General features: G+C 63.6%; 14 protein-coding genes and 1 pseudogene. 1 reads left to right on the plus strand and 14 read right to left on the minus strand.

Annotation, left to right across the window (positions count from 1 at the left end):
* Positions 1–4 precede the first annotated feature (4 nt).
* From VGO12_RS29595 to VGO12_RS29625, 7 genes are all read right to left on the minus strand, one after another.
* Entirely contained in the window at positions 5–2,014 is a 2,010-nt protein-coding gene (locus tag VGO12_RS29595) for a putative 2-aminoethylphosphonate ABC transporter permease subunit (RefSeq protein ID WP_327516322.1), read from the minus strand.
* Positions 2,015–2,022: 8 nt separating this feature from the next.
* Positions 2,023–3,198 (minus strand): putative 2-aminoethylphosphonate ABC transporter ATP-binding protein, encoded by a 1,176-nt coding sequence (locus VGO12_RS29600; protein ID WP_327516304.1) that lies wholly within the window; start codon positions 3,196–3,198, stop codon positions 2,023–2,025.
* Positions 3,199–3,283: 85 nt separating this feature from the next.
* Positions 3,284–4,306: a putative 2-aminoethylphosphonate ABC transporter substrate-binding protein gene (locus tag VGO12_RS29605; protein WP_414650797.1), complete on the minus strand. Its 1,023-nt coding sequence runs from the start codon at positions 4,304–4,306 to the stop codon at positions 3,284–3,286.
* Positions 4,307–4,668: 362 nt separating this feature from the next.
* Entirely contained in the window at positions 4,669–6,123 is a 1,455-nt protein-coding gene (gene phnY / locus VGO12_RS29610) for a phosphonoacetaldehyde dehydrogenase (protein ID WP_327516305.1), read from the minus strand.
* 10 nt (positions 6,124–6,133) lie between these two features.
* Positions 6,134–7,396 carry a phosphonoacetate hydrolase gene (gene phnA, locus VGO12_RS29615; protein WP_327516306.1) on the minus strand — a complete coding sequence of 421 codons (1,263 nt, stop codon included), beginning with the start codon at positions 7,394–7,396 and terminating at the stop codon, positions 6,134–6,136.
* 12 nt (positions 7,397–7,408) lie between these two features.
* Complete coding sequence (locus tag VGO12_RS29620) at positions 7,409–8,611, minus strand: 2-aminoethylphosphonate--pyruvate transaminase (protein WP_327516307.1); 1,203 nt, start codon at positions 8,609–8,611, stop codon at positions 7,409–7,411.
* A gap of 102 nt (positions 8,612–8,713) precedes the next feature.
* Positions 8,714–10,366 carry a Na/Pi cotransporter family protein gene (locus tag VGO12_RS29625; RefSeq protein ID WP_327516308.1) on the minus strand — a complete coding sequence of 551 codons (1,653 nt, stop codon included), beginning with the start codon at positions 10,364–10,366 and terminating at the stop codon, positions 8,714–8,716.
* Positions 10,367–10,482: 116 nt separating this feature from the next.
* Here VGO12_RS29625 and VGO12_RS29630 point away from each other — a divergent pair, with 116 nt between their 5' ends.
* Positions 10,483–11,355, plus strand: a complete 873-nt coding sequence (locus tag VGO12_RS29630; protein ID WP_327516309.1) for a LysR substrate-binding domain-containing protein — start codon at positions 10,483–10,485, stop codon at positions 11,353–11,355.
* Positions 11,356–11,362: 7 nt separating this feature from the next.
* Here the strand turns inward: VGO12_RS29630 and pta are convergent, their stop codons facing one another.
* The 7 genes and pseudogenes from pta to VGO12_RS29665 form a co-directional block, all read right to left on the minus strand.
* Complete coding sequence (gene pta, locus VGO12_RS29635) at positions 11,363–12,388, minus strand: phosphate acetyltransferase (RefSeq protein ID WP_327516310.1); 1,026 nt, start codon at positions 12,386–12,388, stop codon at positions 11,363–11,365.
* Positions 12,388–13,425 (minus strand): YeiH family protein, encoded by a 1,038-nt coding sequence (locus VGO12_RS29640; protein WP_327516311.1) that lies wholly within the window; start codon positions 13,423–13,425, stop codon positions 12,388–12,390. Before VGO12_RS29640 ends, pta begins: the two co-directional genes overlap by 1 nt.
* A gap of 75 nt (positions 13,426–13,500) precedes the next feature.
* Positions 13,501–15,276 (minus strand): sulfoacetaldehyde acetyltransferase, encoded by a 1,776-nt coding sequence (xsc, locus tag VGO12_RS29645; protein WP_327516312.1) that lies wholly within the window; start codon positions 15,274–15,276, stop codon positions 13,501–13,503.
* Positions 15,277–15,311: 35 nt separating this feature from the next.
* Positions 15,312–16,712, minus strand: a complete 1,401-nt coding sequence (locus VGO12_RS29650) for an FAD-binding oxidoreductase (protein ID WP_327516313.1) — start codon at positions 16,710–16,712, stop codon at positions 15,312–15,314.
* A gap of 17 nt (positions 16,713–16,729) precedes the next feature.
* A complete protein-coding gene (locus VGO12_RS29655; RefSeq protein ID WP_327499076.1) occupies positions 16,730–17,116 on the minus strand; it encodes a nuclear transport factor 2 family protein in 387 nt (128 codons plus the stop codon).
* A gap of 111 nt (positions 17,117–17,227) precedes the next feature.
* Entirely contained in the window at positions 17,228–18,055 is an 828-nt protein-coding gene (locus VGO12_RS29660) for an ABC transporter permease subunit (protein ID WP_327516314.1), read from the minus strand.
* Positions 18,048–18,164: pseudogene (locus VGO12_RS29665) on the minus strand (nitrate ABC transporter ATP-binding protein); the annotation flags it as partial. The gene VGO12_RS29660 and the pseudogene VGO12_RS29665, both read right to left, overlap by 8 nt.

Genomic DNA, 18,164 nt, shown 5'->3' on the forward strand with positions numbered 1-18,164 from the left:
CCGGCTAGCGCCAGGCCTGGGTGCGGGCGAGCAGTCCGCGCGCGATCAGCGCATGGACGAGTTTCGCCGCGACATTGGTGTAGAAGATCATCATGCCCATGGCCGCGGCAGGCGCGATGTCACCGGCATCGTCCATGTTGAGCACCGCGACCGAGGCAAGCTTTGTATCCGTCGAATAGAGGAACACCACCGCCGAGACCGTCGTCATCGCGTTGACGAAGAGATAGATCGCGATGTTGAGGATCGCCGGCAGGCAGACCGGCACCGTGACCCGGAAGAACAGCCGGTGAAAGGGCTGCTTCAGCGAGGCGGCAACCGATTCGAACTCCGGGTCCATCTGCTTCAGCGCCGTCAGTGCCGTCAGATGGGCGACCGTGTAGAAGTGCGTCACCGTCGACACGACCAGGATCGCCATCGTGCCGTAGATCGGGTGCAGCGGATTGGCGGGATTGTTGAAGAAGAAGATATAGGCAAGGCCGAGCACCATGCCGGGCACGGCCATCGGCATCATCGCCAGGAAATGGAAGACCCCGCGGCCGAGCCGGAAGCCGTCGGCCTTCTCCACCATGTAGGCCCCGGCAAAGACGACGACCGAGCCGAACAGCGCCGTCAGAAGTGCCAGCCGGATCGAGTTGCCATAGGCGGCCCAGCCGCCGCCGTCCATCAGGTCGAAGGCGAAGTTCTTGGCTGTCAGCGTCAAATCATAGGGCCAGAACTTCACCACCGCCGCTATCTGGCACATGGCGATCATGCCGAGGATGAAGAGGCTGACGAGACAGGCAAAGGCGAAGCAAAGCCCATCGGTGCGAGCATTGCGTTTCGGCTGGTAGGGTACGGCGCGCGCCGACAGCAACGCCACCTGTCGCTTCTGCATGTGCCGGTCGACGTAAAAGGCAAGCACCGCCGGCACCAGCAGGATGACGGAAACGACCGCGCCCATCTCGAAATTCTGCTGGCCGATCACCTGCTTGTAGATGTCGACGGCGAGCATGCCGTATTGCCCGCCGATCACCTTGGGCAGGCCGAAATCGGTGATGACAAGCGTGAAGACGACGAAGGCGGCCGAAACGATGCCGAAGCGGGCGCCGGGCACCGTAACGGTCGTAAAGGTCCGCCACTTGCTGGCTTTCAGCGACGCGGCGGCCTCGTAGTGGCGTGCGTCCGCAATGGAGAGCGCCGTCAGGATGATCAGGAAGGCATGCGGCAGGGTGAAGAAGATCGAACCGATGACGATGCCGATCGGCCCGTAGATCGAATGACCGAATAGCCAATCTCTGAAGATGCCCTGGTTGCCGAAGAGATAGACGAGCGCGATGCCCGGCAAGAGTGACGGCACGAGGATCGGGATCGTCAGGATGCCGCGAAACAGGCCCTTGAGCGGCATGCAGCTGCGCGTCAGGCCATAGGCAAGCGCAAAGGCGATCGAGATCGTGAAAACAGTGCTGATCACCGCCATCAGCACGGAATTGTAGATCGACTGCGCAAGCGCCGGCGTCGAGAAATAAGTCGTGAAATTCGTAAAACCGAGCGCGCGCGCGGGTCGCAGCACCACGCGTCGGAAGGTGCCGGAATCGTAGTCTCGCCACCCCGTCCCTTTTTCGAGCGTGGAGCCGACCAGGAAGGCGGCATCGTCGGTCGTGCCGCGAATGCGGTAGTGAACGGGGCTGCGGAACTTGAAGTCCGGGAAGAATTTTGTGGCCGCCAGCCGTCCGTCGGAACTGCTGGAAAGCTCGGGCTCCGTCACCGCCTGGAGCTCCCGGTTGAGGTCCGCCGCACTGACCACCGGTCCCCAGTTATCACCCGTCTCGTCGCTCACCTGGAACTCGAAGGCCTGGAGATCGAACCGATAGGTCGACAACGACTTCGACAGCATGACGAAGAGCGGGGCGCCGAGGGCGACGACCAGATAGAGCCCGATGACCGCCATGAAGCCGAGCTTGATGCGGTCGTCCCGCGAGGCTTGCTGGCGCAGGCGCTTGCCGATCACGGGAAGATGCGGCGCTTCGAGGACCATGTTCATCGTCAGGCACCCCTTGGATAGAGCAACAGGCGCTCGCGCGGGATTTCAACCTGGATGGCGCCGCCCGTCTCGATCCTGAGGCGCCGGACGGCGTTGACCGAGAAATCGGCGACCAGCGTGCGCTCGCCAAGGCGGGGTGCTGTCAGGCGCGTGCGCCAGAACATGCCGAGGAACTCCATTTCCTGCACCTCGGCGTCGATCAGGTTTTGCGGCGTTGCCGGCCGATCGATGGCGTTGGCGGCGTGGGCATCGGCGCCGTGCGGGATGATGTCGACCGGGCGCACGACGGCCGTTGCCGCGTGGCCGGCGCCAAAATCCTCGGTCGAGCAACAGAAGGCCGAATGACCGATCTCGACCTCGCCCTCCCCGATGACACGGGCTGGAAACTGGTTGGTCTCGCCGATGAAATCGGCGACGAACAGCGTTTCGGGGTGGCGATAGATGTCGGTCGGCGACCCGACCTGCTCGATGACGCCATGGTTCATGACGACGATCCGGTCGGCCATGGCGAGCGCCTCCTCCTGGTCGTGGGTGACCATGATGGTGGTAACGCCGAGTTTCCTTTGCAGCGCCTTGATCTCGTGGCGAAGATGAACGCGCACCTTGGCGTCGAGCGCCGAAAGCGGCTCGTCGAGCAAGAGCAGCCCCGGCGAGATGGCAATGGCGCGGGCAAGCGCGATGCGCTGCTGCTGGCCACCCGACAGCTGGGCCGGATATTTCTTGCCGTGCGCCGACAGGCCGACCGTCTCCAGCAGTTCCGAGACGCGGGACGCGACCCCCGCCTTCGACCGGCCGGTGTTTTCGAGACCGAAGGCGATGTTCTGCTCGATCGTCAGATTGGGAAAGAGCGCATAGGACTGGAAGACGATGCCGTAGTCGCGGCTGGAGGCCGGCAGCGTCGAGATGTTGCGGCCATCCTGCAGGATGGTGCCCTGCGTCTGCAGATCAAGGCCGGCGATCGCCCTGAGCAATGTCGTCTTGCCGCAGCCGGAGGGACCGAGGAAACAGATGAACTCACCCCTGGCGATCGACAGCTCGATGTCGCGCAGCGCAACGAAATCGCCATAGGTTTTCCAGAGATCCGAGATCTGAAGATAGGGGGCCGGCTCCGCGGCCGCGTCATCGGCGAAGTGCTGACGGCTGGTGGGTGTCGGTTCGATCGACAGGGCATGCCTCATCTGCAAGCTCCGCTGGCTTGAGGGATTTCTTTCAGAGAATGCGAGGTGGGCGCAGCGCGTTGGCGCCACGCCCGATCGGTCCGGATCAGCTCTTCGGCTCCGACTTGGCGTCGTAGCGCTTCTGCCATTCCTTGAGGATATCCGCCCGGTTGTTGGCGGCCCATTCGAAGTCGTTGACGATCATCCGCGACGCAATGTCGTCGGGCAGGTGCTCGACCTGCTTGGCCACCCCCGGATAGGCAACGACGGCATAGCCGGCATTGTACATCTCGTTGGCTTCCTTGGTGACCGACCAGTCGACCAGCGTCTTTGCGGCTTCGAGGTTGGCCGTACCGGCGACGATCGCCGTTGCCTCAGCCTCCCAGCCCGAACCTTCGGCGGGGAAGATGATGTCGATCGGTGCGCCGGCGCTCTTGGCCTTGGCGCCCGGGAACTCGAAGGAAACGCCGATGACGGCTTCGCCGGCGCCGGCCATCTTGCACGGCTTGGAGCCGGAATGGGTGTAGGCCGAGATGTTCTGATGGAGCTTGTCCATGAAGTCCCAGGCCTTCTCCTCGCCCCACATCTGCATCCAGCCGGAGACGTCGAGGAAGCCGGTGCCCGAGGATGCCGGGTTCGGCATCACGACATGGCCCTTGTATTCCGGCTTCGTCAGGTCTTTCCAGCTCGTCGGCGGCGTGAGGCCGAGCTTCTGCCCCTCGACGGTGTTGTAGCAGAGGGCTGCGACATAGGCGTCCATGCCGACCCAGCTCGGCGGCGTGTCCTTGTCGACGAATTTCGGGTCGAGCGCCTCGACGCCCTTGGGTTGGTAGGGTTCCAGCATGCCTTCGGTCTTCAGCAGAAGCAGCGAGGTTGCGGCGAGGCCCCAGACGACGTCCGCCTGCGGATTGTCCTTTTCGGCAAGGAGCTTGGCGGTCATGACGCCGGTGGAATCGCGCACCCAGTTGATCTTGATATCCGGATGCGCCTTCTCGAAGGTCGCCTTGTAGCGGTCGAGGTCGACAGCTTCGACGGCGGTGTAGACCGTCAATTGGCTTTCAGCGGCAGCGACGGCAGGAAGCACAGCGGAAGTGGCGCCGGCAAGCAAAAGCAGCATGCGTCTGTTCATGTTGAAGTTCTCCTCTGAAGACCTGGTATAACCGGGGAAGCGCGGCGGGCAATCTTGTCGTTGCCCTGTGATATTCGGCTTCGGAAAGCATTCTGCGCAGCGCTTTCCTGTAAGTAAAATTTATTATTCTTATCGTTCAAAAGATAAAAACTATGGGTCAGATGCCGTAAAACCGAGCAAATCGGCAGCCAAATGGCTAAAGCATCGGCGCTTTTCGCTCAGACTGGAATTGATCTGCCGCATGCGAAGGCAAAGGGCTCGACGTCGACCGGATGGATCGCGCAGACGCGTATCCGCCAACAAAAAAAGGGAGCCGACATCGCGGCTCCCAGGAGGGCGAGAAGCGGGGAAAGCGCTTCAGATCACCATGGCAAGGAGAATGTCTTGACGTTGGTAAAGCTCTTCATCGCCTCGATGACGCCTTCCTTGTAGCCGTTACCCGAATCCTTGATGCCGCCGAAGGGGCTCATCTCGATGCGGTAGCCCGGCACTTCCCAGATGTTGACCGTGCCGACCTTCAGCCCTGCGATGTATTTCTGCATGCGGCGGAAATCGTTGGTGCAGACGCCGGAGGAGAGCCCGAAGGCGGTGGAGTTCGACAGCGCGATCAGAGCATCATCGTCGTCGGGCGCGCGCACGATCGGGATGATCGGCGCGAAGGTTTCTTCCATCACCAGCTCGCTCGAATGCGCGACGCGGTCGACCACGATCGGCGGCAACAGCGCACCCTTGCGGGCGGGATGATAGAGGATCTCCGCCCCTTCTTCCGCGGCCTTCAACACACGCTGTTCGAAGACCTCCGCCGCGCGGGCATGGACCACCGTACCGAGTTCGGTTGCCCTATCCATCGGATCGCCGAACTTCAGCTTCTTTGCTCGCTCCAGCACCAGCGGTACGAAGCGGTCGGCGACGCTTTCCTGGCAGAGGATGCGCTTGACCGCCGTGCAGCGCTGGCCGGAGTTCTTGGTTGCGCCGGCCACGGCGAGATCTGCTGCCCTGGCGAGATCGTCGTCGGAGAGATCGTTGAGGATGATCAGCGGGTCGTTGCCGCCGAGCTCCAGCACCTGTCGCTTGTAATGGGCATGCGCGGCGATCAGCTTGCCGACCGGAACGCTGCCGGTAAAGGTGATGAGGTCGAAGTTCGGATTGTTGATCATCTCCATGCCGATATCGGCGGGCCAGCCGGTGACGACGGACAGCATCTCCGGTGGCAAGCCGGCCTCGTAAAGAATGTCGGCGAAGATCAACGCCGTCATCGGCGTGAGCTCGGTCGGCTTCAAGACGACGCAATTGTTGGTCGCCACCGCCGGCGCCACCTTGTGCGCCACCATGTTGAGCGGATGGTTGAAGGGGGTGATCGCCGAGATGGCGGTCAGGGGCTCGCGGGTGGTGAAGATCTTGCGCGCCTTGCCGTGCGGGGTGAGGTCGCAGGAGAAGATCTCGCCATCGTCATGGATGCACATCTGGCCGGACAGCGTCAGCACGTCGAAGGCGCGGCCGACCTCATAGAGCGAATCCTGCTTGGAGATGCCAAGCTCCAGCGTGATCAGGTCGGAGATTTCCTCCTTGCGGGCAACGAGCAGGTCCGCGGCCTTGAGCAGGATGCGCTGACGCTCGTAGCGCGTCAGCTTCGGCTGGTAGGCCGCCGCGATCTCGAAGGCCTTGCGGGCATGTTCGGCGTTGCCTGCCGGCACCGTGCCGATCACGGCATCGTTGAAGGGATAGCGCACCTCGATGCGCCCCTCGGTATCGACCGCCTTGCCGGCGATCCGCATCGGCTCATGGCGAATGGCGAATGTCGTTTCCACCTTGGTCATCGCGTCCTCCCTAGTGCGCAACTTGTGCCGCGGCGACGAGCGCGTAGAAGAAGGCGTCGAAATTGCGCAACGTGCCGGCCGAAAGCAGCTCGGGCAGCTTGCGGTTGGCGATGAACGGCACTTCCTGCTCGGTGAGGCCGCCATGCGAGCGCAGCGGTTCGTTGAGGGCTGCGAGATCGTGGCGATGCTCGCTGGTGCCGAGCGTCTTGTTTTCGGTCGAGATCAGTACGAGGTCGCCGATGCGGTCGTCGGGAAGTTCGAAACGCACGCAAGCTTCCGGGCGGGTGAGCACGACGTCGATGCCCTCGATCGCCTTCAGGCGTTCGATGATCTCTTCCTTGTCGACGCCTTCAGGCAGATAGGCCGTGGCGAAGGAGCCGAGCGCACCGTGGTGCACGACATAGGGGTCGGTGATCGGCAGGATCACCCGGGCTGCGTCCTTGCCGAGCCATTGGTCGAGCAGATCCTGGATGTAGACGACATCGGGCGAGCCATCCGCCTTGTGCTTCGGTTTCATGCCGTGGTCGGCGGTGACTATGATCGCCGCACCGAGTGCATCCAGTTCGGTCAGGTACTTGTCGAACATCTCGTAGAAGGCATTCGCCTGCGGGACGCCTGGCGCATATTTGTGCTGCACGTAGTCGGTGGTCGTCAGGTACATGACGTCAGGACGGAACTCCTTCAGGAGCTTGACGCCGGCGGCAAAGACGAACTCGGAGAGATCGGCGGAGTAGACTTCCGGCACGGGACGGCCGAGCCAGGCCGAGGCATTGTCGAGACCGTTTTCCGCCTTGCTCGTCTTGTCGGACTTTTCCGAGGAGAAGCAGATCGCCCTGCCCTCGTCGAATTTCAGGCCGTGGCCGAGCAGCGCCCGCAGCTTGTCCTTCGCCGTCACCACGGCGACCTTCGCACCGGCGTCGTAGAACGCCTTGAAGATGGTCGGCGCGCGCAGGAAGCGCGGGTCGTTCATCATGACTTCGTTGCCGGTCTGGGGTTCGTAGAGGTAGTTGCCGCAGATGCCGTGGATCGCCGGCGGGCGTCCGGTGGCGATCGACAGGTTGTTCGGGTTGGTGAAGCTCGGGATGACGCTGAGGGCCGTGCGTTCCGTTCCGGTCTTGCGGATGCGTTCGAGCGTCGGCATCAGCCCGGCCTTGATGGCTTCGTCAAGATAGGCCGGTTCGCAGCCGTCAAGGCAGATGGCAATCGCGGGAACCTTCGGCCAGGGATAGGTGCGGCGGTTGGCGGTGACGGTGATCTTGGACATCTGGTTCATTGGAATTTCCTTTCAGGCAGCGAGACGGCGGCGTTCTTCAAGCGCGACGGCCGGCGGGGCGGCGCTGTCGACGCCCATTTCATTGAGGGAAGTGCGGGCGGCTTCGACCACGCGGCGCATGACGTGTTCGTCCATGCGGCCGATGCAGCCGACCCGGAAACTGTCCACGACGGTCAGCTTGCCCGGATAAATGATGAAGCCCTTGTCCTTCATCAGGTCGTAGAAGCGATCGAAGGCGAAGGCGGGATGGGCCGGGCTGAAGAAGGTGACGATGATCGGCGACAGCCACTGGTCGGCTAGCAGCGTCTCGAAGCCGGCCTCGCGCATGCCGGCGACCATCACGTCTCGGTTGCGGGCGTAGCGGGCGCCGCGGCCGGCAACACCACCCTCCTCGCGGTGCAGCCGCAAGGCTTCGAGGAAGGCCGCCACCACATGGGTCGGCGGCGTGAAGCGCCACTGACCGGTCTTGTTCATGTAGTCCCACTGGGCGTGCACATCGAGGCTGAGCGAATGGCTGCGGCCCTTGGCGGCCTCGAGCTCGTTTCTGCGGGCGATGACGAAGCCGAAGCCCGGAACGCCTTCGATGCACTTGTTGGCCGAGGACACAATTGCCTCGTAGCGGAAGTCGTTGACGCCCGCCGGTACGGCGCCAAAGGCGCTCATGGAATCGACCAGCAGCTTGCGACCGCGGGAATAGACGGTGTCGGAGATTTCCTTCAGCGGGTTGAGAATGCCGGAGCTGGTCTCGCAGTGGACGACGACGACGTGGGTGATGGCAGGGTCGGCGTCAAGTGCTGCGGCAATTTCCGGTCCGCGGGGCGGCATGTAGTCCCCCTTGTCGATCGTCACGTGGTCGCGGCTCAAGTAAGTGAGCGTCTGGGCGATGCGCTTGCCATAGGCGCCATTCATCAGCACCAGGACCTTGCCGTCCTTCGGAACGAAGCTGCCGAGCATCGCTTCCACGGAAAACGAGCCGCTTCCCTGCATCGGCACGCAATCGAACTCTCCCTTGGTATCGCCGGCGATGTCGAGCAGTTCGCGGCGCAGTTTCGCCGTCATCGCCCGGAAGTCGCCATCCCAGGACCCCCAGTCCCGAAGCATGGCTTCCTTGACCGCGTAGGCCGTCGTCAGCGGGCCGGGCGTCAAGAGATAGGGCTCGCCGAGCCTCGGCGTTTCGAGCGGCGCGATGGTTCTCTCAGAAGCGGTGTTTGGCATTGTCCGTCCTCGCGGTTGGCGTGTTCGAGAACGACAATGGGGCGGAAACATCTATCTGTAAAATCGTTCTTTTGTATCAATCTATCGTTTCAATTTATACAACTAGGCAGCGGGCACCAGCCGGCTTTCAAGCAGGTCGCCGCTCTCGCGCAGGCGCGGATAGGCCATGGTCGTGACCAGCGAATTGACCTCCTTCAGCGCCCGCACGATCTCCAAGTGCATGTCGCTCGACAGGATGCTGGCGGCCACGCCCTGGCGAAGCCGCTCCAGATGGTTCTTGCTGCTCTCCTCGACGAGCCGGCGGATATGTTCCTTCTGCCGGACCATTTCGCGGGCAATCACCGGATCTGGCGACACCAGAAGACTGGCCGCAAGCCTGACGTTGGAAGACACGGCCGCGTGCAGCAAAGTGAGTTCCTGCCACCCATCGTGTGAGAAGGCACCCGCCCCTTCCAGCCGCTCCTCGGCCATTTGCAGGAGGTTCTTTGCAACCACGTCGCCAGCATATTCGAGATGGATTGCCGCCTCGGTGAGCTCGATGCCACGTCGCGATTGATCTACTGTGAGAATGCCGCGGTTGACGGCGGCGATGTAGAGCTTGATCTCGCTGTGTGCCCGATGGATATCGCCGTCGATGCCGCGTAGCGCCTTGACCGCCTGCGGTGTCGGCGAGGCAATGACGGTCATGACCGGGTCCAGCATGCGGGCGATGAGATCGCCCATGTGCAAGACCTCGCGCGCCGCGGCCGCAAGCGCCTGCGGCGGTTTGTCGATCAATGCGCGGTCAAGTGCGCTGACATGGGTCGATTGGTTGGCGTTGCCAACGGCATCGGGCGCAAGCAGACGAAGGAGGCGCGCCATCGGGCCGCAGGAGATCGTCCCTACGACGACAAGCGCAGCGTTGAAAAGCACATGCAGGTTGACAAGCTTTGCGGCCGCAGTCGCTCCGGGAAGCCAATCGAATGGGACATGCAGCGAAAAAAGAGCGAAAATCAAGGCGCCGAACAGCGCACGAAACAGCAGGTTTCCAAGCGGCAGCCGCCGGCCCTCGACCGGCAGACCGCGCGTCAGCCAGAGTGCTATCAGCCCGCCGCCGACATTGACGCCGAGAACCAGGGGAATGCCGACCTCGACGGGCACGATGCCCTTGGCGGCAAAGGTGAGGATCAGCAGGATCGCCGCCACGCTCGAATGCAGCGCCCAGGTGAAGAACGCTGCGAGGATCATCACGCTCAACGCGTCCTTGCCGATAAAGGCGACGATGGAGGGCAGCAGCGGGCTCTGCGCCAGCGGCTGCGTGGCATGGCCAATCATCTGCAGCGACAGGAGCAGAAGCCCGATGCCAAGCACGGCGCGCCCGCCTTCGACCGTCTTGCGGGCCGATGCCTTGAGGTGCGCAAGGCCGCCCGTTGCGATCAGAAGCGGCGCCAGCCAATGCAGGTCGAAGGACAGGATCTTGACGACGAGGGCCGAGCCGAGGTCGGCGCCGAGCAACACCGCAAGACCGATGTCGAGCGCCAAGGCACCACTGACCGCGAAACCGGCGGCAAGCATGGCGACGGCCGTCGAACTTTGCAGGGCGATGGCCACCAGACAGCCGCAGGCGGCAGCCCTAGGACGCCCACCGGCTCCACCGACCGTTCGCGCGACGATATCCCCCGCGGCCGCCTCGACGCCTTTCTTCACTAGACTGACGGCGTAGAGCAACAGGACGGTGGCGGCGGCAAGCTCAAGGGCGACAGCCGGGAGGTTCATGGGCGCGCTCCGGAAAAGATGCAATCCAAAAACTATCCTTTGCTACTTTACATAAATCAAATCGTTCGTTCTAATGAACCTATCAATCAAATCTATCCATGTGAGGCATCTCCCGCATGCGCTATGTCCAGCTCCGCGCCTTCCACAATGTCGCGATCCACGGCGGCTTCTCGCGCGCGGCAGAAGCGCTGTTCCTCACCCAGCCTGCGGTTTCCGACCAGGTGCGAAAGCTCGAGGAGGAATACGACGTCCTGCTCTTCAACCGGAACAAGAAGCAGGTCACGCTGACCCAGGCCGGCCAGCAGCTTCTGGAAGTGACCCGCCGCATGTTCGACGTCGAGCAGCAGGCGCTGGACCTGCTGTCGGAATCGCGGGCGCTCCGGGCCGGAAAGCTGCGCATCGTCGCCGACGCCGCCCACCATCTGCTGCATATCCTTGCCGCGTTCCGGCGCACCTATCCGACGGTTCAGGTCTCGATCGATTCCGGCAACACCGAGACGGTGATCACCAGCCTGCATGCCTATGAGGCCGATATCGGCGTGCTCGGCGAGATCCCGCAATCGAGTGATTTCGACATCCTGAAACTGAATTCCACCCCGATCATCGCTTTCGCCAGCCGCGACTACCCACTTGCGGGACAGGAAACCGTGACTTTCGCCGACCTCGCCAAACACCCGCTGGTGATGCGCGAACAGGGCTCCAAGACCCGGCAGAAACTGGAAGCCATGGCCGAGCAATGCGGCGTGCCGCTGACGCCTCTCATCGAAGCCGAAGGGCGCGAGGCCGTGCGCGAGATCGTGGCCGCCGGTGGCGGGGTCGGCTTCGTCTCCTCGGCCGAATTCGGCCAGGACAACCGTCTCGTACCCATCCGCATCGCAGCACCGGAAATGCTGATGGACGAGGCGCTGATCTGTCTGCGCGAACGCAGCAACGGCAAGCTCGTCAGCGCCTTCTTCGACATCGCGCGCAGCCTTGCAAAGACCGCCTGACCAACACTTACCCTCTTTCCGCCACCCCACCCGATTGCCCGCCTGAAGCCTGGACGACGGTCACCGCGATCATGTGGAAGACATCATCGACATTGCAGCCGCGCGAGAGGTCGTTGGCCGGTTTGGCGAGCCCCTGCAAGATGGGGCCGATGGCGGCGGCGCCACCGATCCGCTGGGCGATCTTGTAGCCGATATTGGCCGCGTCGAGGTTCGGGAAGACGAAGACATTGGCTTCGCCGTGCAGCGCCGAATTGGGGGCCTTGGCGGCACTGACCGCTTCGACGAAGGCGCTGTCGAACTGCAATTCGCCGTCGATGGCCAGATCAGGGGCTGCGGCATGGGCAAGCCTTGTTGCCTCCACCACCTTGGAAACGCGCTCGTGCGCCGCACTGCCGGCGGTCGAAAATGAGAGCATCGCCACCTTTGCAGGTTTTCCCGCAAGCGCCTCGAAGGATCCCGCCGACGTCACCGCGATATCGGCAAGGCCCTGAGCATCGGGGTCCACCACCAGACCGCAATCGGCAAAGACGAAGGCGCCCTTCTTGGCGTGATGCGGCGCGCAGAGCATCATCAGGAAGAAACTCGATACCAGGCCGACACCAGGCGCGCGGCCGATCGTCTGCAGCGCTGCGCGAACGGTGTCCGCCGTGGTCGCGACCGCCCCGCCGACCGTGCCGTCGGCCTCATCCTCCCGGACCATCATCGCGGCGAAGACGAGGGGCGATCGCACAGCCTCGGCTGCCGCCGCCTCGTCCACGCCCTTGCCTCGGCGCAGCTGATGGTAGGCGGCGGCAAGGCGCGGGGTCAGCGACGATGAAGCCGGATCCTCGATACGGATTTCGTCCGATCCTGCGCCAGCGTCTGACAGCCGTTCCTCAACGACATCGCGACTGCCGACGAGCGTGATCTCGGCAAGGCCGGCCCGCACCGCCCGCAAGGCGCCTTCGACGATGCGCGGGTCCTCGCCCTCGGCAAGCACGATATGACGGGGCGCGGATTTCGCGGCTTCGAGAATGCGATCAAGCGGTTTCATCAGGCGTGCCCCAGATAGTGAATGCCGACGAGGATGAAGAGGGCGATGAAGACGGTTTCGGCGACGATGAGCGCGACCGCGTCGCCACCGACGTCAAGAACACGGCGAAGCGAGGTGCGCATGCCGACGGCGACGATGCCGGCAAGCAGCGCCCAGCGCGAAGTTTCCATGCCGGCCTTCGCGACGAGTTCCGGCACGAAGCCGAAGGAGTTGAGCGCTGCAAAGATCAGGAAGGCGACGACGAAGCCCGGCAGGAGTGGCGGGCGCTTGCCGGTCTCGCCCTCGGGCTGCGGCACCTTGCGCAGCGACAGCGAAAAGATGAGCACGACGGGCGCCAGCATGGTCACGCGGATCAGCTTGACGAGCGTCGCGGTTTCGCCGGCCTCCGGCGAGACCGAGAACCCGGCGCCGACGACCTGGGCGACATCATGGATGGTGCCGCCGAAGAAGATGCCGGTCGCCCGCGCGTCGAGCCCCATGGTTTGAGCGATGATCGGATAGGCGATCATCGCGAGGGTGGAGAGCACCGTGACGGAAAGCACGGTAAAGATCAGGTTGCGTTCGGAAAACTCGTTCTTCGGCAGCACCGTGGCGATCGCCATGGCCGCCGACGCACCGCAGATCGCGACCGAACCGCTGGTGATCAGCGCCAGCCGCCAGCCGCGGCCGAGCAGCTTGGCAGCGAGCAGGCCGAAGCCGATGGTGGCCGCGATCGCGGAAATGAGCAGCAGGATCGTGCCGGCGCCGAGCCCGATCAGAAGGTCAACGCTGATGCGCATGCCGAGCAGTGCCACGCCGATGCGCAGCACCTTCTTGGCGCAGAAATCGATGCCGGCAACGCAGCGCCCCTCCTCGGACAGGAAGTGAAAGGCAATGCCGAGAAGCAGCGCCATCAGCATGGCCGGCGCGCCGTAGTGATCAGACAGGAACTGGGCGGCGACGGCGACGGCCGCGGTGACGGCAAAGCCCGGCCAATAGGCCGCAAGGCCCAAGGGCACACTTCGGAAACGTTCGTGGACGGTGGTCGTAAAGGTCATGATATCAATCCGGTCGCTCGCGGGACGCTCTGCCCGCCCGGTTTTCCCGGGCGGGCATCTGGCAATCGGGTGTTCTCAGCTACGCTTTTGCGGGCGCATGTCGGCGCGGTCGATGCCGGCAACCGGCACCGGCTTCTTCATCGCGTCGCGCCGGAAGGGCTCGCCGAGCTCCTGGTTGAGGATGACTTCGATGAAGGTCGTGACACCCTTCTTCTGGTCGGCGATCGCGTTGGAAAGCGCCTCGGTGAGTGCCGTCGTCGTGTTGACGGCCACGCCCTTCAGTCCGCAGCCTTCCGCCACCTTGGCGTAGGAGAGGTTGGGGTTGAGCTCGGTGCCGACGAAGTTGTTGGAATACCAGAGCGTCGTGTTGCGCTTTTCGGCACCCCATTGGTAGTTGCGGAAGATCACCATGGTGATCGCCGGCCAGCCCTCGCGGCCGATCGAGCCCATCTCGTTCATGGAGATGCCGAAGGCGCCATCGCCGGCAAAGCCGACCACCGGCACGTCAGGGCAACCGATCTTGGCGCCGACGATCGACGGGAAGCCGTAGCCGCAGGGGCCGAACATGCCCGGTGCCAGATATTTCCGGCCGGCCTCGAAGGTCGGATAGGCATTGCCGATCGCGCAGTTGTTGCCGATGTCGGTCGAGATGATTGCCTCCTTCGGAAGCGCCGCCTGGATGGCCCGCCAGGCCTGGCGGGGCGACATGCGGTTCGGCTCGCGCGAACGGGCGCTCTCGTTCCATTCGGTGCCCGGATCGTCGTCCTCATGGTCCATCGAGGAGAGCTGCTGCTGCCAGGCCGACCGGGTCTGGTGGATCGTCGCCTTGCGCTCCTCGCGGCCGGCATCACCGGCCTTGGGCGACAGCAGTTCGAGGATCTGGCGGGCGACCTGTCTGGCGTCGCCGCAAATGCCGACCGAGACCTTCTTGGTCAGACCGATCCGGTCGGCATTGATGTCGACCTGGATGATCGAGGCGTTCTTCGGCCAGTAGTCGATGCCGTAGCCGGGAAGCGTCGAGAACGGGTTGAGGCGGGTGCCGAGCGCCAGCACCACATCGGCCTTGGAGATCAGCTCCATCGCCGCCTTGGAGCCGTTGTAGCCGAGCGGCCCGACCGACAGTCGGTGGCTGCCGGGGAAGGCGTCATTGTGCTGATAGCCGCAGCAGACGGGCGCATCGAGGCGCTCGGCAAGCTTCATGGAATCGGAGATGGCATTGCCGATGACGACGCCGGCGCCGTTGAGGATGACCGGAAATTTGGCCTCCGACAGCAGCTTTGCAGCCTCCGCGATCGCCTGCGGACCGCCTGCCGGACGCTCGAAGCGGACGATCGACGGCAGATCGACGTCGATCACCTGGGTCCAGTAGTCGCGCGGGATGTTGATCTGCGCCGGTGCGCAGCCCCGCCAGGCCTTTTCGATGACGCGGTTGAGCACTTCCGGAATACGCGAGGGATCGCGCACCTCTTCCTGGTAGCAGACCATCTCCTCGAACATCGCCATCTGGTCGACTTCCTGGAAGCCGCCCTGGCCGATCGTCTTGTTGGCCGCCTGCGGCGTCACCATCAGGAGCGGCGTGTGGTTCCAGTAGGCGGTCTTGATCGCCGTGATGAAGCCGGTGACGCCGGGGCCGTTCTGGCCGATCGCGACCGACATCGTGCCGGTCGCACGACTGAAGCCGTCGGCCATCATGCCGGCGTTGGTCTCATGGGCGCAGTCCCAGAACTTGATGCCGGCCTTCGGGAACAGGTCCGACACCGGCATCATGGCCGAGCCGATGATGCCGAAGGCATGTTCGAGGCCATGCATCTGCAGAACTTTGACGAAGGCTTCCTCGGTGGTCATTTTCATGGGGTGGTTCCTTTCCTGGCAGTGATTTCAGTGAGTTAGAGGATCTCGTCGCGGAGGTAGTACCAGCGGTACATTCCCCATTGCCCAAGCCTTCGGAACGGCGTCAAAAGCCCGTGGCCCGGCAGGGAGGAGGTGAAAATCGGAAGGTCGAGGCCGCCGCCCTTGCCGGCGACCATCTGGGCCATGCGGCGTCCGGCCTGGGCCGAATACATGACACCGTTGCCGCCATAGCCCATGGCGTAGAACAGGCGCTGGTCCGGATCCGGCTGGAAGATGCGCGGCATCATGTCGTGGCTGACATCCACCCAGCCCCACCAGGAGTAGTCGATGTCGATGCCGCGAAGCGCCGGGAACTTGCGGTAGAGACCGGCGAGAAGCAGTTCGAGATGCTTCGGGTTGCTGGCGTCGCGTCCGGTGATCGCACTGCGACTGCCGATCTGCACCCGTCCATCCGGCAGCATGCGATAGTAGTGACGCAAGGTGCGCGTGTCGGTCAGCGGAATGCGGGCCCTGAAATTCAGCGCCTGCTTTTCGCTCTCCGTCAGTGGCCGGGTGACGATCGAGTTCGACAGGATCGGCATCAGCCGGTGACGGGTGAGCGCGTTCATGCCGGGAGACGTATAGCCGGCAGTCGCGATACAGACGGCGCGCGCCCTGACCGTACCACCCGGCGTCCTCAGATAATGCACGCCGCCCTTTGCGGTGCAGTCGAGCACCGGGCTCGAGGTGTGCACCTTTGCGCCCAGCCTGCGCGCGAGCCTCAGATAGCCGAAGGCGAGCTTGGCCGCATGGATACCCATGCCGTCGGGCTCGTACATCGCGCCGCGCGCTTCCTCGTCGCGGACGAAATCGCGATGGATCTCGTCGCGCGAGACCATGCGGGCGCGATAGCCGAAGGTATCGTTGAGGACACGGACCTCGCTTTCGAGTGCCGGCAGCATCTTGTCGCGGTGGGCGATATAGAGGTGGCCGCCATCCTGCGGGTCGCAGTCGATCTCCGGTTCCCGGATCAGCGCGCGAAAGAGGTCGAAGCCTTCGGAAATCTCGGCGTGCATCTTGCGGGCAATGTCGACGCCCCAGCGGGCGATCCATTGCGAGCGCTTCAGCCGGCCGGCCGAAATCTGCGCCTGCCCGCCATTGCGGGTGCTGCAGCCCCAGGCAACGCCGTTGGCTTCAAGCACCGTCGCCTTGATGCCGTGCTCGCGCGCCAGATGGATGGCGCAGGAAAGACCGGTGTAGCCGGAGCCGATGATGGCGACGTCGACATCGATGTCGCGGGTGACCGGGCCGTCGTCTTCCGGTTCCTGCCCGGCAGTGCCGATCCAGTAGGTCGGCGCATAGTCCTTGCCCGTGCCGGGGCTGCGGGCATGGTTGGGGTCGTAGGCCGGATCGAACGGCTCTCGTGCAGGCTTCAAGGGAGTGGCGCGCAGTTGCATGGCTTTCGCTCCAGCCGTCAGTAGCGGGGTTGCAGGACCGGGCGGTTCTTGCGGAACGCCTGCTTGCGCACGATCTTGCCGTTGCGGAAGGTGAAGAGGTCGCAGCCCTCCGCCTCGATGCGGCTGCCATCGGCGGCCGTACCGGAGAAGGTCCATTCCGACACGCCGCGATCGCCCTCGACGAAGTGGCTGTGATTGCCCCACTCGGCATCCGGCATCGATGTCCAGACGCCGCTGAAGGCATCGGCGATCGCCTCGGTGCCTGTGAAACGGTTGCCGTAGACTTCTGGTCCTCCGACCGCGTTGAACACGCAGTCCTCGGAAAAGAAGTGCATGACCCCATCGATGTCGTGCCGGTTGAAGGCATCGAACAAGGTTTTGAGATCGGTTGCAGAGAGTGTCATCGTCCTGTCCTTTGGCTAGTCGCGAGGCATGGCTTCGCCGGAGACGGGAAACGCCGTCTTTCAGGGCTGCCAGGCCGGAGTACGAATGGAGTGTCGAAGCGGTCGCTTGGGTTAGAGGCGGCCCTTCCAGGGGATCAGCACCTTTTCAAGGTAGCGGATCAACAGATCGAAGGCGAAGGCGAAGATGCCGATGATGAAGATGCCCATGATCACCGTGTCGCTTTCGAGGTTTTCGGCGGCGTTCAGAACCATGAAGCCGAGGCCCCGGTTCGCGGCGACCATTTCGGCCGCCACCAGCGTGGTCCAGCCGACGCCGATGCCAATGCGCATGCCGGTGAAGATCTCCGGCAAGGCCGCCTTCATGATCACCTGGCTGATGACCTGGCCGCGGGTGGCCCCCATCGCATAGGCCGCGTGGATCTGCTCGGTGGAGACGGAACGTACCCCTGCCCTTGCGGCAATCGCCATCGGCGCGAAGATCGCCAGATAGATCAGGAACACCTTCGGAAATTCGCCGATGCCGAGCCAGATGATGACCAGCGGCAGGTAGGCGAGCGGCGGCAGCGGACGGTAGAATTCGATGATCGGATCGAACAGGCCGCGCACGACACGGTTCACACCCATCAGGACGCCGATCGGCACTGCCGTCACCAGCGCCAGCAGGAAGGCGCCGAAGACGCGGCCGATACTGGCGAGCGTATGCTCGACCAGCGTCGAATTGGAAACGCCGTCGGTCAGCGCCAGCATGAACTTGTCCCAGACCGAAAGCGGCGACGGCAGGAAGAGCGGCTTGACCCAGCCGCCTTCGGTCACGAGAAACCAGAGGGCGACGATCACGAGCGTCGTTGACAGACTGATCAGGCCGCTGCTGCCGTCCCCCGGAGCGCCGAAGATCTTGCCGGCCTTGACCGGCTTTGCGCGTGTCACTCTGTCAAGCATGGGCCATCTCCGGGTTGCCGGACGCACGTTCGTCGCCATAGATGATGCCGAGCACCTCCTCGCGCATGCGGATGAATTCCGGGCTGGACTTGATCGCGCGGGCATTGCC

It is taken from the genome of Ensifer sp., from assembly GCF_035999135.1.
Taxonomy (GTDB): domain Bacteria; phylum Pseudomonadota; class Alphaproteobacteria; order Rhizobiales; family Rhizobiaceae; genus Ensifer.